This window comes from Achromobacter sp. ES-001, from assembly GCF_019448355.1.
Lineage (GTDB): Bacteria > Pseudomonadota > Gammaproteobacteria > Burkholderiales > Burkholderiaceae_B > Achromobacter > Achromobacter spanius_B.
Genome location: NZ_CP079940.1, coordinates 5,473,721 through 5,497,867, shown reverse-complemented (window position 1 = coordinate 5,497,867; position 24,147 = coordinate 5,473,721). Strand labels below are relative to the sequence as shown.

The 24,147-nt window shown below is 64.9% G+C and carries 23 protein-coding genes; 10 read left to right on the top strand and 13 right to left on the bottom strand.

The features are described 5' to 3' along the window. Positions 1-2: 2 nt before the first annotated feature. Positions 3-1,322, bottom strand: coding sequence for an NAD(P)/FAD-dependent oxidoreductase (locus KYT87_RS24950; protein WP_104141992.1), 1,320 nt, complete (start codon positions 1,320-1,322; stop codon positions 3-5). Between the two features lie 48 nt (positions 1,323-1,370). Further along, a complete protein-coding gene (locus KYT87_RS24945; protein WP_006221640.1) occupies positions 1,371-1,769 on the bottom strand; it encodes a diacylglycerol kinase in 399 nt (132 codons plus the stop codon). 167 nt (positions 1,770-1,936) lie between these two features. Between KYT87_RS24945 and KYT87_RS24940 the strand changes: the two genes are divergently transcribed. The 9 genes from KYT87_RS24940 to KYT87_RS24900 all read left to right on the top strand — a co-directional run bounded on the left by KYT87_RS24940 (position 1,937) and on the right by KYT87_RS24900 (position 12,001). Next, positions 1,937-2,671, top strand: coding sequence for a FadR/GntR family transcriptional regulator (locus KYT87_RS24940; RefSeq protein ID WP_046803774.1), 735 nt, complete (start codon positions 1,937-1,939; stop codon positions 2,669-2,671). Positions 2,672-2,804: 133 nt separating this feature from the next. Next, on the top strand, positions 2,805-3,779 hold the full coding sequence (locus KYT87_RS24935; RefSeq protein WP_046803775.1) for a sialic acid TRAP transporter substrate-binding protein SiaP: 975 nt from the start codon (positions 2,805-2,807) through the stop codon (positions 3,777-3,779). 84 nt (positions 3,780-3,863) lie between these two features. Beyond that, the gene (locus KYT87_RS24930; RefSeq protein ID WP_205571586.1) at positions 3,864-4,508 is read left to right on the top strand and encodes a TRAP transporter small permease; all 645 of its coding nucleotides are present in this window, start codon (positions 3,864-3,866) and stop codon (positions 4,506-4,508) included. Positions 4,509-4,565: 57 nt separating this feature from the next. Next, positions 4,566-5,975 carry a TRAP transporter large permease gene (locus KYT87_RS24925; RefSeq protein WP_104141993.1) on the top strand — a complete coding sequence of 470 codons (1,410 nt, stop codon included), beginning with the start codon at positions 4,566-4,568 and terminating at the stop codon, positions 5,973-5,975. A 14-nt stretch (positions 5,976-5,989) separates the two neighbouring features. After that, a complete protein-coding gene (locus tag KYT87_RS24920) occupies positions 5,990-6,736 on the top strand; it encodes an SDR family oxidoreductase (RefSeq protein WP_046803777.1) in 747 nt (248 codons plus the stop codon). 72 nt (positions 6,737-6,808) lie between these two features. Next, positions 6,809-7,675: a fumarylacetoacetate hydrolase family protein gene (locus KYT87_RS24915; RefSeq protein ID WP_219991110.1), complete on the top strand. Its 867-nt coding sequence runs from the start codon at positions 6,809-6,811 to the stop codon at positions 7,673-7,675. 40 nt (positions 7,676-7,715) lie between these two features. Then, on the top strand, positions 7,716-9,251 hold the full coding sequence (locus tag KYT87_RS24910; RefSeq protein WP_219991109.1) for a UxaA family hydrolase: 1,536 nt from the start codon (positions 7,716-7,718) through the stop codon (positions 9,249-9,251). A gap of 164 nt (positions 9,252-9,415) precedes the next feature. Next, positions 9,416-10,936: a mannitol dehydrogenase family protein gene (locus KYT87_RS24905; RefSeq protein ID WP_219991108.1), complete on the top strand. Its 1,521-nt coding sequence runs from the start codon at positions 9,416-9,418 to the stop codon at positions 10,934-10,936. 12 nt (positions 10,937-10,948) lie between these two features. Further along, positions 10,949-12,001 carry an Ldh family oxidoreductase gene (locus KYT87_RS24900; RefSeq protein ID WP_219991107.1) on the top strand — a complete coding sequence of 351 codons (1,053 nt, stop codon included), beginning with the start codon at positions 10,949-10,951 and terminating at the stop codon, positions 11,999-12,001. A gap of 10 nt (positions 12,002-12,011) precedes the next feature. On the opposite strand, the gene KYT87_RS24895 is transcribed toward KYT87_RS24900, so the two are convergent. The 11 genes from KYT87_RS24895 to groES all read right to left on the bottom strand — a co-directional run bounded on the left by KYT87_RS24895 (position 12,012) and on the right by groES (position 22,735). Next, positions 12,012-12,722, bottom strand: a complete 711-nt coding sequence (locus KYT87_RS24895) for an ABC transporter ATP-binding protein (protein WP_120156962.1) — start codon at positions 12,720-12,722, stop codon at positions 12,012-12,014. Further along, entirely contained in the window at positions 12,719-13,495 is a 777-nt protein-coding gene (locus tag KYT87_RS24890) for an ABC transporter ATP-binding protein (protein ID WP_104141999.1), read from the bottom strand. Before KYT87_RS24890 ends, KYT87_RS24895 begins: the two co-directional genes overlap by 4 nt. Continuing rightward, on the bottom strand, positions 13,492-14,478 hold the full coding sequence (locus tag KYT87_RS24885; protein ID WP_255593522.1) for a branched-chain amino acid ABC transporter permease: 987 nt from the start codon (positions 14,476-14,478) through the stop codon (positions 13,492-13,494). The genes KYT87_RS24890 and KYT87_RS24885 overlap by 4 nt, the downstream gene beginning before the upstream one ends. A gap of 10 nt (positions 14,479-14,488) precedes the next feature. Next, positions 14,489-15,409: a branched-chain amino acid ABC transporter permease gene (locus KYT87_RS24880; protein WP_046803785.1), complete on the bottom strand. Its 921-nt coding sequence runs from the start codon at positions 15,407-15,409 to the stop codon at positions 14,489-14,491. 40 nt (positions 15,410-15,449) lie between these two features. Next, positions 15,450-16,625 (bottom strand): ABC transporter substrate-binding protein, encoded by a 1,176-nt coding sequence (locus KYT87_RS24875; protein WP_219991105.1) that lies wholly within the window; start codon positions 16,623-16,625, stop codon positions 15,450-15,452. 57 nt (positions 16,626-16,682) lie between these two features. Next, positions 16,683-17,684: an amidohydrolase family protein gene (locus tag KYT87_RS24870; protein ID WP_120156958.1), complete on the bottom strand. Its 1,002-nt coding sequence runs from the start codon at positions 17,682-17,684 to the stop codon at positions 16,683-16,685. A gap of 28 nt (positions 17,685-17,712) precedes the next feature. After that, complete coding sequence (locus KYT87_RS24865; protein WP_219991104.1) at positions 17,713-18,264, bottom strand: 3-hydroxyanthranilate 3,4-dioxygenase; 552 nt, start codon at positions 18,262-18,264, stop codon at positions 17,713-17,715. 186 nt (positions 18,265-18,450) lie between these two features. Next, positions 18,451-19,428, bottom strand: coding sequence for a LysR substrate-binding domain-containing protein (locus KYT87_RS24860; protein ID WP_120156956.1), 978 nt, complete (start codon positions 19,426-19,428; stop codon positions 18,451-18,453). A gap of 127 nt (positions 19,429-19,555) precedes the next feature. Beyond that, on the bottom strand, positions 19,556-20,479 hold the full coding sequence (locus KYT87_RS24855) for a YihY/virulence factor BrkB family protein (protein ID WP_219991103.1): 924 nt from the start codon (positions 20,477-20,479) through the stop codon (positions 19,556-19,558). Between the two features lie 290 nt (positions 20,480-20,769). Then, on the bottom strand, positions 20,770-22,410 hold the full coding sequence (gene groL / locus KYT87_RS24850) for a chaperonin GroEL (protein WP_046803791.1): 1,641 nt from the start codon (positions 22,408-22,410) through the stop codon (positions 20,770-20,772). Positions 22,411-22,447: 37 nt separating this feature from the next. Further along, positions 22,448-22,735 carry a co-chaperone GroES gene (gene groES, locus KYT87_RS24845; RefSeq protein ID WP_006221616.1) on the bottom strand — a complete coding sequence of 96 codons (288 nt, stop codon included), beginning with the start codon at positions 22,733-22,735 and terminating at the stop codon, positions 22,448-22,450. Positions 22,736-23,058: 323 nt separating this feature from the next. Between groES and KYT87_RS24840 the strand changes: the two genes are divergently transcribed. Continuing rightward, on the top strand, positions 23,059-24,144 hold the full coding sequence (locus tag KYT87_RS24840) for a mannonate dehydratase (protein WP_104142012.1): 1,086 nt from the start codon (positions 23,059-23,061) through the stop codon (positions 24,142-24,144). The last annotated feature ends 3 nt before the right edge of the window (positions 24,145-24,147 follow it).

Here is a 24,147-nt window from a genome sequence, read left to right as displayed (position 1 = left end):
GTTCAGTGCAGTTTGACCCGGGGGCGCGTGCGCCGCATCAGCAGGCGAGCCAGGGCAAGGGAGGCCGTGCGCGAAATGCCCAACACCGCTTTGTGGTGCATCAGGTGCAGGCTCATGTACATCAAGCGCGCCAGTGTACCGCTTACGAACAGTCCCCGTCCGGCAAGCTTGCCCATCAGGCTGCCCACGCCGGCGTCCTGCCCCAGTGACACCAGCGAGCCGTGGTCCTGGTAGACGTAGGGCTCGGTGGGTTCGGCTTTGTGGCGCAGGCGGGCCGTCAGCTTCTTGGCCAGGTAGTCGGCTTCCTGGTGCGCGGCTTGCGCGCGGGCCGGCACGCTGCGGCCGTCGCGCCAAGGCGCCGAGCAGCAATCGCCCAGGGCCAGGATGTTCGGGTCCGGCGTTTCCAGCCGTTCGTTCACTTCCACCTGCCCCAGCTTGTTCAGCGGCAAGCCCAGGTCGGCCAGCAGGGTCGGGCCTTTGATGCCGGCGGCCCACATGCACAGCTGCGCGGGGAATTCGCGGCCATCGGCCGTCTTGACGCTGTGGCCGGTCACTTCCGACACGCGGCAGGCGGTTTCAACGCCGATGCCCAGTTCGGTCAGGCGGTGGGTGGCGGCCTCTGAAATCTTTTCCGGCAGCGCCGACAGAATGCGTGGCGCGCCTTCCACCAAGGTAATGGCCAAGTCGCGTTCGGCACGGAAGTTAGGCAGGCCGTAGGCGCTGACGACGTGGCTGGCTTCCGTCAGTTCCACGGCCAATTCCACGCCGGTGGCCCCGCCGCCCACAATCACCAGGTCCAGCCGGGCGGACGGGTTGTGCACCTTGGCCTGGTCCACCAGCGCCATGGCCTTGAGCATGGTCAGGCGGAACTGTTCGGCGTTTTCGGTGGTGTCCAGCGTGACGGCGTGTTCAGCCGCGCCGGGCGTGTTGAAAAAGTTGGACGTGCTGCCCAGGGCCAGCACCAGGGTGTCGTACCCGAGTTCGCGGCGCGGCAGCACTTCCAGGCCCTGCGTATCGTTGACGGCGTCCACCACGATCTGGCGGCGCTCGCGGTCCACGCTGACCAGGCGGCCCTGCGCGAACGAAAAGCCGTTCATGTGGGCCAGCATCAGGTAGGACAGGCCTTCCTGGTGTATATCCAGGGTGCCGGCGGCCGCTTCATGCAGCGACGGCTTCCAGATGTGGAAGGGCCGGCTGTCGACCAGCGTGATGTGCTGGCGGCCGTGGACCCGGCCAAGTTTGGCGGCCAGTTCAAGGCCACCCGCACCGCCGCCGACGATGACAATGCGTTCAGAGCGTGTTGACGTCGAATTAGGCATCATGGCTCCCAGTATAAAGACGGCCGCATCCCCCACGGGATGCTGACCGTTTCAATGCATGACGAAACGGCTGATCGCCACGCCGATCCAGACGGCGCCTGCAAAAATCAGCAGCAACATGACCGCCGCGCTGCCCAGGTCCTTGGCGCGGCCCAGCAGCGGGTGGCGTTCCACGGACAAGGCATCGGCCAGCGCCTCGATGGCGGAATTAAGCAGCTCTGCCGCCAGCACCATCACCACCGTGCCCACCAGGAAGAACACCTCGACCGTGGTGCGGCCCAGGAAGAACGCGGCCGGGATCATCAGCACGGCCAAGGCCAGTTCCTGGCGGAACGCCGCCTCGTATTTGACGGCCGCCTGCAAGCCTTGCCACGAGTAGCGCAGCGCATTCAGGATGCGGCGCAAGCCGCCGGAGCTTTTGAAGGGCGAGTGTTGCGGGTCGTGGGTCATGTGCGCGAAGGAAGGCCGGGTGTGGCGGCTTTTTAACAGATATGGGTTGCCCGCGTGACGCGGCGCGAACCTATGGGCAAACCCTAATTGTGACGCATGGCCGGCAGGCGCAGGATTCTGGTCAATTGGTAAGGCCACTTTACCCGTCCGGTTTCACCCCACCCACCATGCCGATCCAGACCATCGAGCCGCGCCGCTTGTACCGCCAGATCGCCGACCAGCTGCGTTTGCTGATCGAAGCGGGCGAATTTCCCGTGGGCGCGCGCTTGCCGCCGGAGCGCGACCTGGCGCTGAAGCTGGGCGTGTCGCGCCCGTCCGTGCGCGAGGCCTTGATCGCGCTGGAAGTCGAAGGCTGGGTGGAAGTGCGCATGGGGTCGGGCGTGTACGTGCAAAGCCTGTCGGGCTCGCCGCGCGCCAGCCTGACCGCCGAAAGCCCCCTGGAAACCATCCGCGCCCGCTGGACCATCGAAGGCGAACTTGCCGCCCAGGCCGCCCGCAGCCCCACGCCGGCGCTGGTCGACGGCCTGCTGGAAGCCGTGGGCGCCATGGAAGACGAAGCCCGCGCGGGCTTTGTGCCCATCCGCGGCGACCGGCTGTTTCACTTGCGCGTGGCCGAAATGGCCAACAACGCCGTGCTGGTGCGCGTGGTGGGCGAACTGTTCGACGAACGCCACAACCCCCTGTCCGTGAAACTGGGCGACTACTTTGAAAACCCGGACAGCTGGGCCGTCGCCATCACCGAGCACCGCCGCGTCATCACCGCCATCGCGGCGGGCGATGAGCCTGCCGCGCGCGCGGCCATGCATCACCATCTTTCCTGCTCGTTCGACCGCTTGACCGCCAGTTGGCCGGGCGCGGCCGAGACGATGCGCATCGATAGCAAAGAACCGGCGGCGTCCTGACGCCACCGGGGTTCTCACAGTCGCAGTCGCAGTACCAAGGTGCACCACGTATGTGAAATTCCGATGTGAAACATAAGGCGGGTCGGCCACCCCATCCTGCGCCGCGCCCGCTACCTCAAAGAGAGGAGACAACATGAATAAAGGCAACGCTATCAAAGTGCTGTTTGCCGCCGTCGCGCTGGCCGTCAGTGGCAGCGCGCTGGCGCAAACCAAGTTGAAATGGGCGCATGTGTACGAGACGTCCGAACCCTTCCATACCTCGTCGGTGTGGGCGGCTCAGGAAATCGAAAAACGCACCAACGGCCGCTATCACATCGACGTCTATCCCGCCTCTCAGTTGGGCAAGGAAAACGACATCAACCAGGGCCTCACCCTGGGCACGGTCGACATGATCATTTCCGGCTCCAGCTTCGCCGCCAAGAGCTTCCCGCGCATCGGCGTCACCTACTACCCCTACACCTTCCGCAACCCCGAGCACCTGATCGCCTACACCAAAAGCGACATCTACAAAGAGCTGACGGGCGGCTACGACCAGAAAAGCGGCAACCACATCGTCGCCACCACCTACTACGGCACGCGCCAGACCACGTCCAACCGCGCCTTCACCAAGTGCTCTGAAATGAAGGGCATGAAGATCCGCGTGCCCGACGTGGCCGCCTACCTGGCCATGCCGCGTGCCTGTGGCGCCAACACCGCGCCCATTGCATTCGCCGAGGTCTACCTGGCCTTGCAGAACGGCACCGTGGAAGCACAGGAGAACCCGCTGACCACCATCGAGGCCAAGAAGTTCTACGAGGTGCAGAAGAACATCGTGCTGACCGGCCACATCGTCGATCACCTGAACACGGTGATCTCGGGCAAGCTGTGGAAGAGCCTGTCCGACGAAGACAAGAAGATCTTCGCCGAGGTCTCGCAGCAGGCGGCCGAAAAGGCGTCGGCCGAAGTGGCCGCCAGCGAAAAGAAGATGGTTGAAGTGTTCAAGAAACGCGGTCTGAACGTGGCCGAAGTCAACATCGACGACTTCCGCAAGACCGTGCTGGAGAAGGTGCCGTTCGAGCAGTACGGCTATCAGAAATCGGATTGGGAAAAGATCCAGGCGGTGAAGTAAGTCCGGGTAGGCCCCCGGTAAGCGCCCGCGTGGGCGGGCCTTGCCGGCCCGCCCCACCTTACCCATTCCGATCAGGGGAACGTCATGCACTCCAACGCGAAAGCGGCGCCGATGGCGGCCGTAAGCCACGGCCCGACGCCGCCGCACAGCCACGCAACGTCATCTTCCGGCCCGCACCAGACCAGCGTGGACGACATCGTCCATAGCTTCGAAGAGGCCGACCAGCACGAAGTCAGCCTGGCGGGCTATCAGCCGGAAGACTGGATCTGCCTGGGCATTTTCTGGGTAATGTCCGGCCTGGTCTTTCTGCAATTTTTTTCCCGCTACGTGTTGAACGATTCGTTCGCGTGGACCGAGGAATTGGCGGTGTACTGCCTGATCGGCGTGGTGTTTCTGGGTGCCGCCATGTGCGTGCGCGCCTGCCGCCACATTCAGGTCGACTTCCTTTACCGCTACCTGCCCAAGCCGGTGGGGCGCGTGCTGGCCACCGTCATCGACATCCTGCGCACCGTGTTCTTCGGCTATGCCGTGTGGCTCACGTATCGCTACATCGTGCTGGTGGGCGACGAGCCCATGACCACGCTGTTCTGGAACAAGTCCTATGTGTACTGGCTGGCCCTGGCGGGCTTTGCCATGATGTTCGTGCGGTCGATGCAGGTGTCCGTGCAGAACTGGCGACAAGGCTATTCCATCCTGGAAAATCCCGCGGCCTACGAGTCGCAGGATTGATCCGACACGCCGGGGCTTGGCCCCTATGACGTTGCAGTGCCTTTCCAGGAGCATGCCATGGGCACATTGATTGGAACCTTTCTGCTGTTGATGATTCTGGGCCTGCCGGTGGCGGTGTCCATGGCGGGCGCGTCGCTGTTGTTCGTGCTGATCTCGGGCAGCGTGCCCGACGTGGTGGTGGCGCAGCGCATGATCGCCGGCGTGGAGTCGTTTCCGCTGCTGGCCGTGCCGTTCTTCATCCTGGCCGGCAACCTGATGAACATTGCCGGCATCACCGGCCGCATCTACAACTTCGCGGTGGCGCTGGTGGGCTGGATGCGCGGCGGGTTGGGGCAGGTCAACATCATCGGCTCGGTGGTCTTCGCCGGCATGTCGGGCACCGCCATCGCCGACGCGGCGGGCCTGGGCACCATCGAAATCAAGGCCATGAAAGACCATGGCTACGAAACCGAATTCGCCGTGGGCGTGACCGCCGCGTCGGCCACGCTGGGCCCCATCATTCCGCCGTCCTTGCCGTTCGTCATCTACGGCATGATGGCCAACGTGTCGATCGGGTCGCTGTTCCTGGCGGGCCTGATTCCGGGCGCCGTGTTGACGATATTGATGATGCTGACCGTGGCGTACTACGCGCGCCGCAACAACTGGGGCGGCGACGTCGCCTTCAACTGGAAGCGGTTGGCCGGCGCCGGGCTGGAAGTGCTGATCGTGCTGGCGTTTCCTTTTTCGATCTGGCTGATGACGCTGGCCGGCGTGTCGCCCAACGTGGCCACGGGAATTTCATTCGTGGCATTGCTGGTGCTGGACTGGCGCTTCAACTTTTCGGCGGTGATGGCGTTGATGGCGCCCGTGATCCTGATCGGCGGCATGACGCTGGGCTGGTTCACGCCCACCGAAGCGGCCGTGGCGGCGGTGATCTGGGCGCTGTTCCTGGGCCTGGTGCGCTACCGCTCGATGACGCTGCGCACGCTGGCCAAGGCCACGTTCGACACCATCGAGACCACGGCGTCCGTGCTGTTCATCGTGACGGCCGCGTCGGTGTTTGCATGGTTGCTGACGACCACGCAAGCGGCGCAGGCGCTGACCGACGCCATCCTCAGCGTGACGCAGAACAAGTGGGTGTTCCTGCTGATGGCCAACGTGTTGATCCTGGTCGTGGGCTGCTTCATCGACACCATCGCCGCCATCACGATCCTGGTGCCCATCCTGCTGCCCATCGTGCTCAAGCTGGGCATCGACCCGATTCACTTCGGTTTGATCATGACGCTGAACCTGATGATCGGCTTGCTGCATCCACCCATGGGCATGGTGCTGTTCGTGCTGGCGCGCGTGGCGCGGCTGTCCGTTGAACGCACCACCATGGCCATCCTGCCGTGGCTGGTGCCGCTGTTCGTGGCGCTGATCGCCATTACCTACATCCCCCAGATCACCCTGTGGCTGCCCACCGCAATGGGCATGGCCGGCAAATAAAAAAGGACGCACTCATGTCGGAAAGACTGCAAGGCAAGACCGCCATCGTCACCGCCGCCGGCCAGGGCATCGGCCGCGCCGTGGCCGAGGCGTTTGTGCGAGAAGGCGCCAACGTGCTGGCCGTGGACATCAACGCGGCCGCGCTACAGACGCTGTCGGGCTGCCGCACGCAAGTGGTGGACGTGACCGACGGGCGCGCCATCACCGCGCTGGCGCAAGACGCGGGGCCGGTCAACGTGTTGTTCAACGGCGCGGGCTTCGTGCACGCCGGCACCATCCTGGACTGCGACGAGGACGCGTGGGATTTTTCTTTCAACCTGAACGTGCGGTCCATGTATCGGCTGATCCGAGCGTGCCTGCCGGGCATGCTGGCGCGCGGGGGCGGCTCCATCGTGAACATGGCGTCGGTGGCCGGCAGCATCAAGGGTGCGCCCAACCGCTGTGCTTACGGCGCCACCAAGGCCGCCGTCATCGGGCTGACCAAGGCGGTGGCGGCCGACTTCGTGGCGCAAGGCATCCGCTGCAATGCGATCTGCCCGGGCACCGTCGAATCGCCTTCGCTGCACCAGCGCATTGAAGCGCAGGCCGCGGCTAGCGGGCAGACGATTGCCGCCGTGCAGGCCGCGTTCACCGCCCGTCAACCCATGGGCCGCATCGGCCGTACGGATGAAATCGCCGCGTTGGCGGTGTATCTTGCCAGCGACGAATCCGCCTTCACCACGGGCACCACCCAGGTGATCGACGGCGGCTGGACGAACTGAAGCTTTCCCTATTTCCTCTTTCCTATTTCCTATTTCTATTTCCTATTTCCATTTCCGCAACAAGGAACCGATATGAAACTTATGCGCCATGGCCCCAAGGGCTCTGAGAAGCCCGGTCTGATCGACAACCAGGGCAAGGTGCGAGACCTGTCCTCCGTATTGCCCGACATCACCGCGCAAACGCTGACGTCCGCGCGCCTGGCCGAACTGCGCGCGCTGGACGCGTCCACGCTGCCGCTGGTGGCCAACCCGGGCCGCATCGCGCCGCCCTGGAGCGGCATGGGCAAGTTCATCTGCATCGGCCTGAACTACGCCGACCACGCCGCCGAATCGGGCCTGCCCGTGCCGGCCGAGCCCGTCATCTTCATGAAGCCCACGTCGGCCGTCGTCGGCCCCAACGACCCCGTCGTGCTGCCGCAGGATTCCGTCAAGACCGATTGGGAAGTCGAGCTGGGCGTGGTCATCGGCGAAAAGGCGCGCTACGTCAGCGAGGCCGACGCCATGAAGCACGTGGCCGGCTATTGCGTGGTCAACGACGTGTCCGAACGCGAATACCAGATCGAACGCGGCGGCACCTGGGACAAGGGCAAGGGCTGCGACACCTTTGGCCCCATCGGCCCCTGGTTGGCCACCGCAGACGAAATCCCCAACCCGCAAGACCTGGAGATGTGGCTGGAAGTGAACGGCAAGCGCTATCAGAACGGCAGCACGCGCACCATGGTGTTTGGCGTGGCCCAGCTGGTGGCGTATGTCAGCCGCTTCATGACGCTGTATCCGGGCGACCTGATCAGCACCGGTACGCCGCCCGGCGTGGGCATGGGGCAAAAGCCCGCGCCCGTGTACCTGAAGGCGGGCGACGAGATCAAGCTGGGCATCGCCGGCCTGGGCGAGCAGCGCCAGCGCGTGCATGCCTGGGACCCGGCCTTGATCGACGGCTGAACGCTCGTCTGCCCCGCACCCCTTACTTTCCGGAGTCTTCATGTCCCACAACGATACGGCCGTCATACGCATCCACCCGGCGGATAACGTGGTGATCGCCCGGCGCCAGCTGGTCAGCGGCACGCGGCTGGAAAGCGAAGGGGTGACGGTGCAAGGGCTGGTGCCGCCCGGCCACAAGGTGGCCGTACGCGCCATCGCGGCGGGCGAGCCGGTGCGCCGGTACAACCAGATCATCGGCGTGGCGCGCCAGCCCATTGCGGCCGGGCAGCACGTCCACACGCAGAACCTGGAATTCTCGGCGTTCCAGCGCGACTATGCGGTGGGGCAGGGCGCGCACCCCACGGATTACGTGGCCGAACCCGCCACCTTCGATGGCATCGTGCGCGCCGACGGCCGCATCGCCACGCGCAATTACATCGGCATCCTGACCAGCGTGAACTGTTCGGCCACGGTGGCGCGCGCCATCGCCGACCACTTCCGCCGCGACATCCATCCCGATGCGCTGGCCGCCTGTCCGAACGTGGACGGCGTGGTGGCGCTGACGCACGGCGCCGGCTGCGCCACCGGCAGCGAGGGCGAACCCTTGAAGGTGCTGCGACGGACCCTGGGCGGCTATGCACGCCATGCCAACTTCGGCGGGCTGATGGTGGTGGGGCTGGGCTGTGAAACCAACCAGATCGGCGGCTTGATGGAACAAGAGGGCCTGCGTGAAAGCGGCCTGCTGCACACCTTCAATATTCAGGACACAGGCGGCACGCGCAAGACGGTGGCGCGCGGCATCGAACTGGTGGAACGCATGCTGGAGCAGGCCAACCAGGTGCAGCGCCAGCCCGTGCCGGCCAGCCATCTGACGGTGGGCCTGCAATGCGGCGGCTCCGACGGCTATTCGGGCATCAGCGCCAACCCCGCGCTGGGCGCCGCCGTGGACCTGCTGGTGCGCCACGGCGGCACCGCCATCCTGTCGGAAACGCCCGAGATCTACGGGGGCGAACACTTGCTGACGCGTCGCGCGCAAACCCCGGCCGTGGCCGACAAACTGCTGGCGCGCGTGCGCTGGTGGGAAGACTACTGCGCCCGCAATGATGCCGAGATGGACAACAACCCGTCGGCCGGCAACAAGGCGGGCGGGCTGACGACCATTCTGGAAAAGTCGTTGGGTGCCATCGCCAAAAGCGGCACCACCAACCTGACCGACGTGTTCGAATACGCCGAGCCCGTGCGCTCGCGCGGGCTGGTGTTCATGGACACCCCGGGCTATGACCCCGTATCGGCCACCGGCCAGGTCGCGGGCGGCGCCAACCTGATCTGCTTTACCACCGGGCGCGGCTCGGCGTATGGCTGCGCGCCCGCGCCGTCGTTAAAGCTGTCGACCAACACCGCGTTGTGGCAGCGCCAGTCCGACGATATCGACATCAATTGCGGCGAAGTGGTGGACGGCGCGCAAAGCGTGGCGCAGATGGGCGAACGCATCTTCCAGCTGATGCTGCAAACCGCTTCGGGGCGGCGCACCCGCAGCGAAGAACACGGCTATGGCCAGAACGAATTCGTGCCGTGGCAGCTGGGCGCGGTGATGTAGGCGAACGGCCCGCGGATACCGGCGACGAGGATCATGATGATGGTGGTGTTGCATTTTGTCACTGTCCGGGCATCGAACAATTCTGCGTCTGGGGATATCCTCACCCGCGCGCCGACTGGCCGGTCATCCGACAGGTGCATGGCGCCTCCCGCCCCTGGTCAACCATGCTTGAACGTTTGAATACGGAGTCGTTGCCGCGTCTGCCCGCAGACGTGGAAAAACCCATCTATGACCGCAGCCGGCTCACGCCCGGCATCGTGCATCTGGGCTTGGGCGCCTTTCATCGCGCGCATCAGGCGGTGATGACGGACCTGGCCATGGAGGCCAGCGGCGATCTTAGCTGGGGCATTCTGGGCGTGTCGTTGCGCCGGCCCGACACGCGCGATGCGCTGACGCCCCAAGACGGCTTGTACACGTTGGCCCTGCGCGACGGCGGCCCCGACGGCCAGGCGCGCGAGCAGCTGCGTGTGGTGGGCTCGGTGCTGCGCGTGATGGTGGCCGAAGAAGACCCCAACGCCGTGCTTGAGCGGATTGCGTATCCGCAGACCCGCATCGTCAGCCTGACCGTGACCGAAAAGGGCTACAGCCACGAGCCGGCCACGGGACACCTGCGCTGGGACGATCCCGACATCCTGCACGACCTTGAAAACCCGCATCGTCCGCGCAGCACCATCGGCATTCTGGTCCATGGCCTGGCGCTGCGCCGCGAGCGCGGCTTGCCGCCCGTCACGTTGATGTCCTGCGACAACCTGCGCGGCAACGGCGACCTGCTGCGCAACCTGGTGCTGGCCTTTGCGCTGCGTGTGGACGTCGCGCTGACGGGCTGGATCGACAAGCACTGCACCTTTCCCAATTCCATGGTGGACCGCATCGTGCCGGGCACGGATGACGATGACCGTCGGCGCATCGCGGACAAGCTTGGCGTGCAAGACGCCTGGCCTGTGGTGGGCGAGCCCTATCTGAATTGGGTGATCGAAGACAAGTTCGCCGCCGGCCGTCCGGCTTGGGAAACGCAGGGCGGCGCCACCTTCGTGCGTAACGCCGCGCCCTACGAACGCTTGAAGCTGCGAATGGTGAACGGCCCGCATTCCGCCTTCGCCTACCTGGGCGCGCTGCTGGGGCACCGGACGGTCAGCGAGTCCGTGCAGACGCCCGCGCTGCATGCGTTCGTGGACGCCATGATGCGGCTGGAAATCGCGCCTACGTTGAAGGGCATTCCGGACGGCGGGCTGGAGGAATACCGCCGCCGCTTCCTTGAACGGGTCGCCAACCCTGCGCTGCCGCATCCGATCCCGCAAGTGGCGATGGACGGCTCGCAAAAAATCCCGCAGCGGCTGCTGGAAACCATACGCGACCGCTTGAGCGCGGGCGACGACATCCAGCGCCTATCCCTGGCAGTGGCCGCGTGGCTGCATTATCTGCGTGGCGAGGACGAGCAAGGCGGGCGCTACGCCATCGACGACCCGCTGGCCGCGCGGCTTGCCAAGCTGCTGTCGCGCGCCGAGGTCGCCGCCCGCGCGTCCGCGCCCGCGCAATCGGCGCACCGCCGCGCGATGGTGCTGGCGGGATATAAGCCGGTGTTCGGCAACCTGGGCCGCGTGCCCGACTTCGTGGCCGCGCTAAGCACGCATCTGGAAAACCTGCGCCAGCATGGCGTGCTGTACGCCGTGCAAGCCGCTACCTGAGGAGAGCGCCGCATGTCTGGGCAAAGCCGAGTGGATGCCGATGAATGGGAACGCTGGGGCAGCGCCTGCCTGCACGCACAAGGCTTCAGCGATGAAGACGCGCGCTGCCTGGCGGCCAGCTTGGCGCAGACCAGTTTGTGGGGCATTGATTCGCACGGCATCGCCCGGCTGCCGCACTACCTGAACCGCGTCGCGCATGGCTCGATCGTGCCGCGCCCCGCCATTCGCATCGACCGGACCGGGCCCGGCACGGCGCAGCTGCACGGCGGGCAAGGGCAGGGCATCATCGTGGCGCACCGGGCCAACGCGCTGGCCATTGAGCTGGCGCGCGAAGCGGGCATCGCCGCCGTGGGCGTCAGCGATTCTTCGCATTGCGGCGCCGTCGGCTTGTACAGCCGCGCGGCGGCACGGCAAGGTTTGATCGGCATTGCGTTCACCCATTCGGATTCGATTGCCGCGCCGCATGGCGGCCATCAGCCGTTCTTTGGCACCAACCCGATATCGCTGGCGTTTCCGCGCGCAGGCGCGCAGCCCTTGTGTCTGGACATGGCAACCACCGCCATTCCGTGGAACCGCGTCATGAACGCGCGCCGCGATGGCGTGGCGTTGCCGCCCGGGGTGGCGCTTGATGCCGCCGGGCGGGATTGCACGGACGCAGACGCCGTGCGCGCCCTGCGGCCTTTGGGCGGCGAAGAATACGGCTACAAGGGCTACGGCCTGGCGATGATGATCGAGCTGCTGTGCGGCCCGTTGAACGGCAACCCGTTCGGCCCGCATATCTCGCCCATGTATGAACAATTGCAGCGCCCGCGCGAGCTGGGCGCGTTCTTTATCGTGATCGATCCGGAGCGCTTCGCGGGTGGCGCGGCGCTGGCGGGCGTGGTGGCGGCAATGGCGATGGAACTCTCGGCGCAACCGGGCGCGCCGCGCATGCCGGGCGACCCTGAAGCGGCGGCCGAGGCCGCGCGCCGGCAAGACGGCATTCCCGTGCCGCCCGCCTTGTGGGCGCAGATGCAGGATTGGAGCCTGCGCCTGGGCGTGCCGCTGCCCGCGCAACGTGTCTGAGCAAGCGGACCTACACCCCCAGGTACTGCAACAGCCGGGGCTCGTCATCCAGAAACGCTTGCGATGATCCCGTCCACGCCACGCGCCCCTTTTCGACAATGGCGTGATGGTCGGCGGTGGCCAGCAGCGGCTCCAGGTTCTTGTCGATGCACAGCACGGCCAGCCCGGTCTGCTTCAGGCTGTCCAGCGCCTGCCAGATTTCTTCGCGTACCACGGGCGCAAGCCCTTCGGTGGCTTCATCCAGAATCAGCAAGCGCGGGTTGGTCAACAGCGCCCGCCCGATTGCCAGCATCTGTTGTTCGCCGCCGGACAAATGGCTGCCCAGATGCCGCGCGCGTTCGGCCAAGCGCGGAAACAGCGCGTACACCCGGTCCAACGACCACGGTTGCGCCAGGCCCTGGCGGTTGTGCGCGGTGGCAATCAGGTTTTCGCGCACGGACAAGTTCGGGAAGATATGCCGCCCTTCGGGCACCAGTCCGATGCCGCATTGCGCCACCTTGTAGGACGGCAGCCGGCTGATGTCCTGGCCATCAAAAACAATGCTGCCCGTGGTGGCGCGCGCCAGGCCCATCACGGTTTTCACGGTGGTGGACTTGCCCATGCCGTTGCGGCCCAGCAGCGTCACGAATTGGCCCGGCCCAATGTCCAGGTCGATGCCGAACAGTGCCTGGCTGGCGCCATAGTGCGCCGTCACGCCGCGCAGCGATAGCAGGGGGCTCATGCGGCGGCCTCCTGCTTGCGGCGGGCGCTGGCGCGTTCGCTGCCCAGATAGCATTCGCGCACGTGCGGGTCGTTGCGGATCTGGTCGGCCGTGCCGCAAGCCAGCGCGCTGCCGTAGACCAGTACCGTAATGCGGTCTGACAGCGCGAAGACGGCTTGCATATCGTGTTCCACCAGCAAGATCGTGTAGCGGCCGCGCAGCTGCAACAGCAGGCGCGTCATGGCTTCGGATTCGTGTTGGCTCATGCCCGCCATGGGCTCGTCCAGCAACAGCAGCGACGGCTGGCACGCCAGCACCATCGCCAGCTCCAGTTGCCGCAGTTCGCCATGTGCAAGCTCGGCTGCCGGGGTGTTGGCGCGGGCCGATAAGCCGGCCAGCGCCAGCGCGTCGCGGGCCGGCTCCGTCAGCGCGGGCGTGCCCCGCACGGGCTTGAAGAAGCGAAAACTGTGGCCACGCCGCGCCTGCACTGCCATCGCCACGTTTTCCAAAGCGGTGAACGGCTTGAACACCGAGGTGATCTGATACGAGCGTGCCAGCCCCTGGCGTACCCGCGTGTGCACGGGCATGCGGGTAATGTCGCGGTTATCCAGCAGCACGCGCCCGGCGTCGGGGCGAAGTTCGCCGCTAAGTTGGCCGATCAGCGTAGTCTTGCCCGCGCCGTTCGGGCCGATCACCGCATGCAATTCGCCCGCTTGCACGTCCAGCGACAAGTTGTCCGTTACCGTCAGTCCGCCATAACGCTTGACCAGGTTTTCAACACGCAGCGCGCTCATTGCGGTTCTCCGGAAGGCTGGCCCAGCGGCGCGGCGGGGTGACGACGCCAGGGCGTGTCGGGCAAGCTGCCATACACGCCGCGCCGCGACACGAGCACCACGCCCACGATCAACAGCCCCATGATCAGCATCCAATGCCCGGTCAACAGCTTCAGCCCTTCTTCCAACAGCAGGAAGGCCAGCGCGCCGACAACGGGGCCGAACAGCGTGCCGATGCCGCCCAGCACCACCATCACAATCAATTCGCCCGACGTGGTCCATGCCAGATAGGACGGCGATACGTACATCGTGAGGTTGGCCAGCAGCACGCCCGCCACGCCGCAGATCATGGCCGACAACACGTAAGCGGCCAGCCGGTAGCGCAGCGTGGGAAAGCCCAGCGCGCGCATGCGCCGTTCGTTGGCCTGACAGCCGCGCAACGCCATGCCGAACGGCGCGTGGATCAGCCGATGCATCAGCGCCAGCACCAACACCAGCATGCCGAAAGCCGCGTAGTACAGCGCCAGCGGCGTATCCAGCCGGAACGCGCCGAAGTCACTGCCCGCAAACAAGGACATGCCGTCGTCGCCGCCAAAGCCGTCCAGCCCTGTGGCCAGAAAGTAGAACATCTGCGCGAACGCCAGCGTAATCATGATGAAGGCGATGCCCGAGGTGCGCATCACGACGAACCCGCTGACCAATCCCACCACGGCGCACGCGCCCAGCGCTCCCGCCAGATGCAGCCAGCCGCTTTCGATACCGTAGTGCGACATCACCCCCACCGAATACGCGCCCAGGCCCAGGTACAACGCATGGCCAAAGCTGACCATGCCACCAAAGCCCAGCAACAGGTTCAGGGCCAGCGCCGCCACGCCGTACACCAGCACGCGGCCAAACAAGGCCAGCAGGAAAGGTTCGCCCTGCCAGTGGGCATACACCGGCACCAAGGCCAGCAGCACCAGCAAGGCGGTGGCAACCAGAAAGCGTGCGGACGGAATGTGCATGCGATGCCCCTTATCCATGCTTGACGGGAAACAGGCCCTGCGGCCGCATGGCCAGCACCAGCGCCATCACCACGTAGATCAGCATGGACGCAATGGCTGGCCCGGCGGCATTGGCCGCGGCGGGCGGCAGCGTGGCGCGCAACAAGGTGGGCAGCAGCGCGCGGCCCAGCGTGTCGATCAGCCCCACCATCAACGCCGCCAGAAACGCGCCGCGCACCGAGCCGATGCCGCCGATCACGATCACCACCAGCGTCAGGATCAGGATGGGTTCGCCCATGCCCGTCTGCGCCGACAGGATCGGGCCTGCCATCAAGCCCGCCAGCCCGGCCAGCACGGCGCCCAGCACGAACAGCAAGGTGTTCAGCCGCGCAATGTTCACCCCCAGCGCGCCCACCATCATGCGGTCGGTGGAACCCGCGCGGATCAACATGCCCAGCCGCGTGCGGTGGATCAGCACATAGCAGCCGCCGGCCACCAGCAAGCCCACCACGATGATCAAAAAGCGGTACAGCGGATAGGTCACGCCCAGGATGTCGATGGTGCCCGACAGCCACGACGGCAGCCCCATGCTGATGGGCGCGGGGCCCCAGATGATGCGGGTCAGCTCATTGAAGAACAGGATGAAGCCGAAGGTGGCCAGCACCTGGTCAAGGTGGTCGCGCGGATACAGCCGCGCCAACGCGATGCGGTCCAGCAGCAGGCCCAGCGCCGCCATGCCTGCGATGACGGCGGCGCCGGCCAGCAGAAACGACCCGGTGTGGCGGAACACGGTGGCCGCGATGAACGCGCCCATCATGTACAGCGACCCGTGCGCCAGGTTGATGAAGTTCATGATGCCGAACACCAGCGTCAGGCCGGCGGCCAGCAGAAACAGCAGGATGCCAAGCTGCAAGCCGTTCAAGGCCTGCACAAGCAGCAGCGTCGCGGACATGGTTGTCACCTTTGGCGCGGGGCCGGCGCGGCCCTGCGCATCACTTCATTACGCATTGCGCGGCGTACTGGTCGGACACTTTGGACAGGTCCGCGAAGATGGGGCCCTTGTTCACGAACGCCACTTTGCCGTCCGCACCGGCCTGCACGTCGGCGCGGAAAAATCCGGCCACCGGAAAGTGATTGGGCTGATAGCGGAATTCTCCGCGCACCGAGGCAAAGTCGGCCGCTTCCAGCGCCTTGCGCAACGCGTCCTTATCGTCGACCTTGCCGCCCGTTTTCTTTAACGCCGAGCCGATCAGCTGGGCCGCGTCGAACGATTGCGCCGCATAGCTGGACGGTTCGCGCCCGTACTTCTGGCGAAACGCCGCGGCAAAAGCCTTGTTGGCGCCGTTGTCCAGGTCCGGCGAATACGGCACGTTGGTCACCGCGCCCAGCGCATCCTGTTGCAGCGCGGGCAGCGTGGCCCCGTCGATGGTGTCCACCGACAACAGCGGTATCTTGCCGAACAGCCCGGCCTGCCGGTACTGCTTGATGAAGTTCACGCCCATGCCGCCAGGAAAGAACACATACGCCGCGTCCGGCTTGGCGTCCGCCAGCGCCGCCAGCTCTACCGAGTAGTCGGGCTGGTTGACCTGGGTGAAGACCTCGTTGGCAATCTGGCCTTTGTAGAAGCGCTTGAAACCGGCCATCGCGTCCTTGCCCGCCTGGTAGTTGGGGGCAAGCAGGTAGACCTTCTTGAACCCCATCTGGTTGGCCATTTCGCCGCTGCCTTCATGGCGCTGCGTGTTGTTCCAGGACGTGGAAAAGAAATAGGGCGAACAGTCCTTGCCCGCCAGGTTGGTTGGCCCCGCGTTGGACCCCACCAGGAACACGCCCGCGCTGGTCACCGGCCGTACCACGGCCAGCATCACGTTGGAATACACCACGCCGGTAATGATCGGCACCTTGTCGCTTTGCACCAGCTTGCGCGCGGCCTGCACGCCCACCTCGGGCTTGAACTGGTCGTCTTCCTTGATGACCTGCACCGGCACGCCGCCCAGCTTGCCGCCGCCCTGGTCCACGGCCAGCATGAAACCGTCCAGATGGTCCTGTCCCAGCACGGAGCCGGGGCCGGTCAATGTGGTCAACAAACCAATCTTCACGTCGGCCATCGCGGCGCCCGACAGGGCCAGGCCCAGGGCCGCGGCGGCGGCCAGTGTGGTGGTGCGTTTCATGTTTTTTCCCTTGAGTTGCCGTGTGTCACGGTCGTGGTCTCTTGCCCCGCGCAGGGGTTACGGCTGCAATCCAAAAAACGTCATCGTGTTGCGAAACAGGATCTTTTGCTGCACCTCGGGCGCGAGTTCCGCGTGCGCCACCAGGCGGCCCACTTCCTGTTCGCCCAGCGGGTAGGGGTAGTCGGAACCCAGCAGCACGCGGTCTTCGCCCATCACGTCAATCAACAGGCGCAGCGAACGCGGGTCGAACACGGCGCTGTCGGTGTAGAAGCGGTCGGTATAGGAAGAGGGCAGGCGCGGGCAGTCTTGCCGGATGATGTCGCGGTGCCGCCAGGCGTTGTCCACGCGGCCCAGCAGGTACGCGAAGCTGCCGCCGCCGTGCGCGAAGCACAGCTTCAGGCTGCGCGGAATGCGCTCGAAGGCGCCGGACAAAATCAACGACAGAATGCCCAGCTGCGTTTCGGCGGGCATGGCCACCAGCCAGGGCAGCATCCATTTCTTCATGCGGCCATCGGTCATCATGTCCCACGGGTGCACCAGCACCGGGATGTCGTGGTTGGCGCAGTGGATAAGGAATTGCACCAGCGTGTCGTCATCCAGGTCGCGCGGGCCGACGTGGTTGCCGATCTGTACACCCAGGTGGCCGGCGGCGCGTGCGCGGGACGCTTCTTTGCAAGCCAGGTCCAGGTCTTGCAGCGGCACCTGCGCCAGCGCTTTCAAACGCGCGGGCGCATGGGCGCAGTGTTCCAGCGCCAGGTCGTTCATGCGGGCCGCCCAGTCGGCGGCAAGTTGCCCGGGGTAGGTGTAGCCGAACATGATCGGCGTGGCGCACAGGATCTGCACGTCCACGCCATGCCGATCCATCTGCTCGATGCGCAGCGCCGGGTCCCACAGCGTGGCGTCCACCGGTCGGAACTCGCGATCGCCCGCCATGATCTGGCCGGTGGCGCCGTCGGCGTCCGGGCGCAGCCAGGGCGCGTGCACGGGATCAAGCGCCGCCGCTTCCTGCCGCGTGATCGGCGGAAAGAAATGGGCGTGCATGTCGATTTTCTGAATCATGGATAACGGCTTCGCAAGAGTTGGGGTGCTAGGCGGGCACGGCTTGTCCGGTGGGGGCGTGGCCTTTGCCGGGATGGACCTGGCCACAGCCGGGGCAGGTGCGCTTGTCGGTGCTGTCGTAGAACGCCTGGAATAGCGGTGGCAGGTCGGTGACGATGCTTTTCAACTGCACTTGAACCCGGTGCACCAGGTGGCCGCAATGCGGGCAATACCATTCAAAGCCATCCAGCAGGCCCACGGGGCGCTGGCGTTCAATGACCAGGCAGGCGCTGTCGGCTTCGGGGCGTTGCGGCGAATGGCGTACATGCGGCGGCAACAGGAAGATGTCGCCTTCCTTCAAGTCCACACGTTCGGGCTTGCCGTCTACCCACAGCGACAACCAGGCGTTGCCGCGAAATTGGTAGAAGAATTCTTCCAGCGGGTCGTCGTGATAATCGGTGCGGTGGTTGGGGCCGCCGACCACGGTGACGATGAAGTCGGCGTCTTGCCAGATCTGCTGATTGCCCACGGGCGGCTTGAGCAGATGCGCGTGATCGTCGATCCAGCGCTGGAAATTCAACGGCGGGCCGTAGGCGGGCATGAAGATCTCCGGGGGAGGCTTGGTTTGATGAAGTCTAGGGGGCGAGCGCGCCGAGGGAATAATAGAAATTGCGCGGTTGGATATGCGGCTTATCTATCGCGGGGTTTCCCGTAGGGAAACGGGCGCGCCTGGCCCGCGCGCGTTATCCGCGCGTTATCCGCGCGATATTCGCGCGATATGCGCGCGTTATGCGCGGCGGGCCGATGCCGGTTCGCGCTGCGCCGTGATGGCTTGCAGGTATTGCACCAGCCGCTGGCAAGCGGGCGTCATCGGACGATCGGCGCGCACGGAATAGCCCACGTCGCCAAAGTCTCCGAACACCGTCGTAGGCAGGCGCGCCAGCAAGCCCATGGACAGGAACTGCGCTGCCGCGTCGTAGGGAATCAGCGCCAGCGCGTCGCTGTGCATCAGGATGCCGATGTTGGTCAGCAGCGATAGGGATTCCACGTGGCGCGCGGGCAGGCGCAGGCCCGCGTCGAAAAACGTGCGCTCAACCGAGGCGCGCAGGGGCGAGGTGGGCGCGGGCAGAATCCAGATGTGGTCGGCCAGGTCCGCCAGCGTGACCTCTTGCGCGGCGGCCATGGGATGCTGCGCGCCGACCACCAGGCACAGCGCTTCGCGATAAAGCTTGTGATGGTCGACCGCCACGCCCGATATCGACGCCATGTCGGCGCCGGGCAACCTGCCCACGACGATGTCGACGTCGCCCGTGGCCAGCGCGGGCAGCAACTGCGCCGACGGCCCTTCGCGCACGGTGACCTGGATGCCCGGGTGGTCGGTCATCATGCGGGCAATGGCTTCGGGCAGCAGCTTGGCGGACGCGGCGATCAGCGTGCCCACCACCACGTGGCCGCTGGCGCCGCCCAGTACCGCGTCGATGTCGTCGGCCATGTAGCGCACCTCGGCCAACATGGCATGCACGCGACGCCCCAGCACCAGGGCAAGCTCCGTGGGCGTGACGCCCCGGTTCGACCGTTCGAACAAGGTCGCGCCAAAGAAGGCTTCCAGGTCGTGGATGGCCTTGGTGACGGTGGGCTGGGTCAGATGCAGTTCGCTGGCCGCGCGCGACAGCGACCGGCGCGCCAGCACGCGTTCAAAGATCTGCAATTGATGCAGCTTCAGCTTATGGCTGAGCGCATTGGGCGTGATGCGGAAGTTCGACATGCTTGGAGGCGCCCGCCTTGATTGAAATCAGCAAGTGCGGGTGCGGCAACGGATGCACCGCAGCGCGTGTGCGGGCGGGGCCATCAGCGTCGAAGAACTCGCGGTAGACGCGATTGTATCTACCGGTCTAGGGTTGTGGGGGTGCCGCCGGGGCCGGGTCCGACACGGCAGGCTTCGCGGCATCGCCGAAGCGCAGCGCGAATTGCCGCGTGAACACCGCGCCAAAGAAGAAGATCTGCGCGGAATAGTAGATCCACAGCAGCAGGGCGATCAGCGAACCCGCCGCGCCATAGGCCGACACGGCCGCGCCCCGGCTCAGGTACAGCCCGATGCCCCATTTGCCCACCAGGAACAGCGCGGCCGTCACGATGGCGCCGGGGATCACGTCGCGCCAGGATATCTTTGCGCTGGGCAGCAACTTGAAGATCACCGCGAACAGCGCGACCACCACCGAAAACGAAAACAGCGTCGATGCCCAATCCACCACCCTGGCGACGGTGGATGCCATCCACAGATCGCCATACAGCTTTTGCGCAGCGCCCAGCGCGGCATTCACCGTCAACGACACCAACAGGAACAGCGCCAGCACCAGCACCAGGCCAAACGACAGCATGCGGCTGCGCACCATGCCCTGGATGCCGCCCTTCTGGTTAGCGGGCACTTCCCACAAATCGTCCAGGCTGGCCTTCAGTTCGGCAAAGGCGGTGGTGGCGCTGAAGATCAGCACAAAAATGGAAATCAGCGCGGCGATCCACCCGCCGCCGGATTCATGCGCGCTGGCCAACACCGTCTGGATGACTTCCGCGCCGCGTTCGCCGGTCAGGTCGCGCATCTGCAAGAAAAGCTCTGACCGTACCGCGTCTTCGCCATAGAACGCGCCGGCCACGGCGATCACCAGGATCAGCATCGGCGCCAATGAAAACACCATGTACAACGCCAGCGCGGCGCCCTTGCTGGAGGCGCGGTGGTTTGACCACTGGTTGGCGGAGTCCATCAGCAGCCCGCCGATCTCGGACGGACGCAAGGCTCGCAGGCTCTGGGGTAGGCGCATAGGGCTGGGGCGGCGTGGGCGAAGGAATCTTCATTGTAGGGACGCATGCGCCTGGGGGAAACCGCGAGTTTGTGCGCAAACGTGTTCGCGCCGGGAGATAACGGGTGCGCTGGAAACAACAGGCAATGTGTACGGTGGCCGGCCGCCGAATCCGTCGTCGGTAGCGGGCAGGAGCGCACAACAGGATGGGCGCACAAAAAGAAAAACCCCCGGGGCGAAGGTCCGGGGGTTTTTCAGATACTGCATTCCCCGGTTTTGACGCCGGGGAGGCCGTGCAAGGAAAGCGGGACTTAGAAGTCCATGCCGCCCATGCCGCCCATGCCACCCGGCATGGCCGGGGCAGCGGGCTTGTCTTCGGCCAGTTCGACCACGGCGGCTTCAGCCGTCAGCAGCAGGCTGGCGACGGAGGCAGCGTTTTGCAGGGCGGTGCGGGTCACCTTGGTGGGATCCAGAACGCCTTGCTCGACCAGGTCGGTGTACTCGCCGGTTGCAGCGTTGTAGCCGTAGTTGCCCTTGCCGTTCAGCACGTTGCTGACCACGACGCTGGCTTCTTCGCCGGCGTTCGTGACGATGGTGCGCAGCGGTTCTTCCACAGCACGCAGGATCAGCTTGATACCGGCGTTCTGGTCAGGCGTGTCGCCCTTCAGTTCAGCAATGGCTTGCTTGGCGCGCAGCAGTGCAACACCGCCACCAGCCACAACGCCTTCTTCCACTGCGGCGCGGGTAGCGTGCAGGGCGTCTTCGACGCGAGCCTTCTTTTCCTTCATTTCGACTTCGGTGGCAGCGCCAACGCGAATCACGGCAACGCCGCCGGCCAGCTTGGCCACGCGTTCTTGCAGCTTTTCACGGTCGTAGTCGGACGTGGCTTCTTCGATCTGGATACGGACTTGCTTGACGCGAGCCTCGATCGACTTGCTGTCGCCAGCGCCGTCGATGATCGTCGTGTTTTCCTTGCCCACTTCGATGCGCTTGGCTTGGCCCAGTTCAGCCAGGCCGGCCTTTTCCAGCGACATGCCGGTTTCTTCGGAGATCACCGTGCCGCCCGTCAGGATGGCGATGTCTTCCAGCATGGCCTTGCGGCGGTCGCCGAAGCCCGGAGCCTTGACTGCGGTGGTCTTCAGGATGCCACGGATGTTGTTCACAACCAGGGTGGCCAGCGCTTCGCCTTCGACGTCTTCTGCAATGATCAGCAGGGGACGGCTCGACTTGGCAACTTGTTCCAGCACGGGCAGCAGGTCACGGATGTTGCTGATCTTCTTGTCGAAAATCAGGACAAACGGATCTTCCAGCACGGCAACTTGCTTTTCCGGGCTGTTGATGAAGTAGGGCGACAGATAGCCGCGGTCGAATTGCATGCCTTCGACGACGTCCAGCTCGTTTTCCAGCGACTTGCCGTCTTCGACGGTGATGACGCCTTCCTTGCCAACCTTGTCCATCGCGTCAGCGATGATCTGGCCGATGGAGGCATCGCTGTTGGCCGAGATCGAACCGACTTGAGCGATTTCCTTGCTGGTCGTGACCGGCTTGGATTGCTTCTTCAGTTCAGCCACGGCAGCGGCGACAGCCTTGTCGATGCCGCGCTTCAGGTCGATCGGGTTGAAACCGGCGGCAACGTACTTCAGGCCTTCCATGACGATGGCTTGAGCCAGCACGGTGGCGGTCGTGGTGCCGTCACCGGCGTTGTCGGAGGTCTTGGAGGCAACGTCCTTGACCAGTTGTGCGCCGATGTTCTCGAACTTGTCCTTCAGTTCGATTTCCTTGGCGACGGACACGCCGTCCTTGGTCACGGTCGGGGCGCCGAACGAGCGCTCCAGCACGACGTTGCGACCCTTGGGGCCCAGGGTGGTCTTAACAGCGTTGGCGAGAACATTCACGCCGCGGACGATACGCACACGGGCGTCGTCACCGAACAATACTTGCTTGGCAGCCATTTCTTAGCTTCCTTCGAAAATTCGTTTGAGGCGGGGTTTACTGAACCACGGCGAGGATTTCGTCCTCGCGGATGACGAGCAGTTCTTCGCCATCAACCTTCACGGACTGGCCGGCGTACTTGCCGAACAGAACCTTGTCGCCAGCCTTCAGGTCGACCGGCAGGATCTTGCCGTCTTCGGTCTTCTTGCCGGGGCCGACGGCCACGACTTCGCCCTGATCAGGCTTTTCAGCGGCGCTGTCGGGGATGACGATGCCCGAGGCAGTCTTGCGCTCGTTTTCGAGGCGTTTGACGATCACGCGATCGCCCAGGGGACGCAAGGCCATGAGGAACTCCTGTTTACTTGATTGAAAGTGAATGATCGGTTAGCCCCGGGAGGGCTGTTAGCACTCACCGGTGTCGAGTGCTAATTATAGGGATGATGTTGCAGGGTTCAAGGGGGGGAGGGGAGGCTGTTACATATTCGGGGGGGTGGGCTGGACGATGGCCAGACCAGGCCGCCAATTGTCACTCGCGATCCACCATTTGAGATTCCGGCCCCCATGAGCCGGGCGCCGAACACTTCCCTGCTTGATCACCAAGGCGCTGCCGCCACAGAATGAACACGTGTTCATTTTGTGTTGGACGGGGTTGGAATTCTGGAGACACCATGTATATCAGCGAGCAACTGCTCAATCCTGATGAGCGCCGACTGCGCTTGTCGACTCAACTCGGCGTTCAAAGCGTCGTGCTCGACAACCGTGGCACCGAGCTCGTGTCAGCCCGCGGCGGTGTCAGCAAATGGGACGCCGCCAAGCTCGCCGCCTATCGACAATGGGTTGAAGGTTTTGGCCTGAAGCTGGATGTCTTTGCATTGGATGTGGGTTCCATTCTTCTGGATTCGATGATCGACATGGATAGCGCCAAGCGGCAGCGCGCAACCCTGGCCGACAACATCCAGAAGGCGGCGGATGCGGGCATCACTTGTCTTAAGTACAACGTCCAAATGGTAGGCATCACGCGCACGGGGTTGAAGCCCGGGCGTGGCGGCGCTCGGAACTCCGGATTTGTCTACCGGGAATACTCGCCAGAAAACGATCGCAAGCACTCCTACTGGGGCGTCGGGTATCCCAGCAATCAAGAGGAAGGCGGGTCGGAGTCGGCGCTGCTGTGCGGCCAGAAGATGGCGCGTGTAGTGCCGCCGGTGACCGAGCAGGCTGGCTGGGACGCCATCGAATTCCTGGTTGAAGGCTTGGTGCCTGCGGCGGACAAGGCCGGTGTGCGGCTGGCCTGCCATCCGCACGATCCGGCGTACCCGGTCGGGGGCCTAAACGGGGTTGAGCATGTAGTCGGGTCGGCCGACGGCTTGCGCCGCTTCCTGGCCTTGTCTCCCAGCAAGAACCACGGGCTCAATTTCTGCCAGGGAACGGTTGCCGAGATGTTCAAGGAGCCCGCCAGGCACATGATCCCCGTGATCGAAGAGTTCGCCTCCACCGGCCGCATCTTCATGGTCCATTTCCGCAATATCCGGGGCGGCTACCTGGATTTTCAAGAGGTCTTTCCTGACGAGGGTGATGTCGACATGCTGGAGGCCGTGAAGGCGTACCAACGCGGAGGGTACGCCGGGCCATTGTGTCCCGATCACGTGCCCGTCTCCGACATCGATGAAGGGCGGGAACGTTTCATGGCATTCGCGCTGGGCTACACGCGCGGCCTGTTGCAGGCCGCCGGCGTGTGGTCGCCGCCGGGGCGCTGAATC

What these genes read in the sequence shown, in the direction of transcription:
- KYT87_RS24950 (WP_104141992.1), bottom strand. Translation starts at nt 1,322, where the DNA reads ATGATGCCTAATTCGACGTCAACACGCTCTGAACGCATTGTCATCGTC.
- KYT87_RS24945 (WP_006221640.1), bottom strand. Translation starts at nt 1,769, where the DNA reads ATGACCCACGACCCGCAACACTCGCCCTTCAAAAGCTCCGGCGGCTTG.
- KYT87_RS24940 (WP_046803774.1), top strand. Translation starts at nt 1,937, where the DNA reads ATGCCGATCCAGACCATCGAGCCGCGCCGCTTGTACCGCCAGATCGCC.
- KYT87_RS24935 (WP_046803775.1), top strand. Translation starts at nt 2,805, where the DNA reads ATGAATAAAGGCAACGCTATCAAAGTGCTGTTTGCCGCCGTCGCGCTG.
- KYT87_RS24930 (WP_205571586.1), top strand. Translation starts at nt 3,864, where the DNA reads ATGCACTCCAACGCGAAAGCGGCGCCGATGGCGGCCGTAAGCCACGGC.
- KYT87_RS24925 (WP_104141993.1), top strand. Translation starts at nt 4,566, where the DNA reads ATGGGCACATTGATTGGAACCTTTCTGCTGTTGATGATTCTGGGCCTG.
- KYT87_RS24920 (WP_046803777.1), top strand. Translation starts at nt 5,990, where the DNA reads ATGTCGGAAAGACTGCAAGGCAAGACCGCCATCGTCACCGCCGCCGGC.
- KYT87_RS24915 (WP_219991110.1), top strand. Translation starts at nt 6,809, where the DNA reads ATGAAACTTATGCGCCATGGCCCCAAGGGCTCTGAGAAGCCCGGTCTG.
- KYT87_RS24910 (WP_219991109.1), top strand. Translation starts at nt 7,716, where the DNA reads ATGTCCCACAACGATACGGCCGTCATACGCATCCACCCGGCGGATAAC.
- KYT87_RS24905 (WP_219991108.1), top strand. Translation starts at nt 9,416, where the DNA reads ATGCTTGAACGTTTGAATACGGAGTCGTTGCCGCGTCTGCCCGCAGAC.
- KYT87_RS24900 (WP_219991107.1), top strand. Translation starts at nt 10,949, where the DNA reads ATGTCTGGGCAAAGCCGAGTGGATGCCGATGAATGGGAACGCTGGGGC.
- KYT87_RS24895 (WP_120156962.1), bottom strand. Translation starts at nt 12,722, where the DNA reads ATGAGCCCCCTGCTATCGCTGCGCGGCGTGACGGCGCACTATGGCGCC.
- KYT87_RS24890 (WP_104141999.1), bottom strand. Translation starts at nt 13,495, where the DNA reads ATGAGCGCGCTGCGTGTTGAAAACCTGGTCAAGCGTTATGGCGGACTG.
- KYT87_RS24885 (WP_255593522.1), bottom strand. Translation starts at nt 14,478, where the DNA reads ATGCACATTCCGTCCGCACGCTTTCTGGTTGCCACCGCCTTGCTGGTG.
- KYT87_RS24880 (WP_046803785.1), bottom strand. Translation starts at nt 15,409, where the DNA reads ATGTCCGCGACGCTGCTGCTTGTGCAGGCCTTGAACGGCTTGCAGCTT.
- KYT87_RS24875 (WP_219991105.1), bottom strand. Translation starts at nt 16,625, where the DNA reads ATGAAACGCACCACCACACTGGCCGCCGCCGCGGCCCTGGGCCTGGCC.
- KYT87_RS24870 (WP_120156958.1), bottom strand. Translation starts at nt 17,684, where the DNA reads ATGATTCAGAAAATCGACATGCACGCCCATTTCTTTCCGCCGATCACG.
- KYT87_RS24865 (WP_219991104.1), bottom strand. Translation starts at nt 18,264, where the DNA reads ATGCCCGCCTACGGCCCGCCGTTGAATTTCCAGCGCTGGATCGACGAT.
- KYT87_RS24860 (WP_120156956.1), bottom strand. Translation starts at nt 19,428, where the DNA reads ATGTCGAACTTCCGCATCACGCCCAATGCGCTCAGCCATAAGCTGAAG.
- KYT87_RS24855 (WP_219991103.1), bottom strand. Translation starts at nt 20,479, where the DNA reads ATGCGCCTACCCCAGAGCCTGCGAGCCTTGCGTCCGTCCGAGATCGGC.
- groL (WP_046803791.1), bottom strand. Translation starts at nt 22,410, where the DNA reads ATGGCTGCCAAGCAAGTATTGTTCGGTGACGACGCCCGTGTGCGTATC.
- groES (WP_006221616.1), bottom strand. Translation starts at nt 22,735, where the DNA reads ATGGCCTTGCGTCCCCTGGGCGATCGCGTGATCGTCAAACGCCTCGAA.
- KYT87_RS24840 (WP_104142012.1), top strand. Translation starts at nt 23,059, where the DNA reads ATGTATATCAGCGAGCAACTGCTCAATCCTGATGAGCGCCGACTGCGC.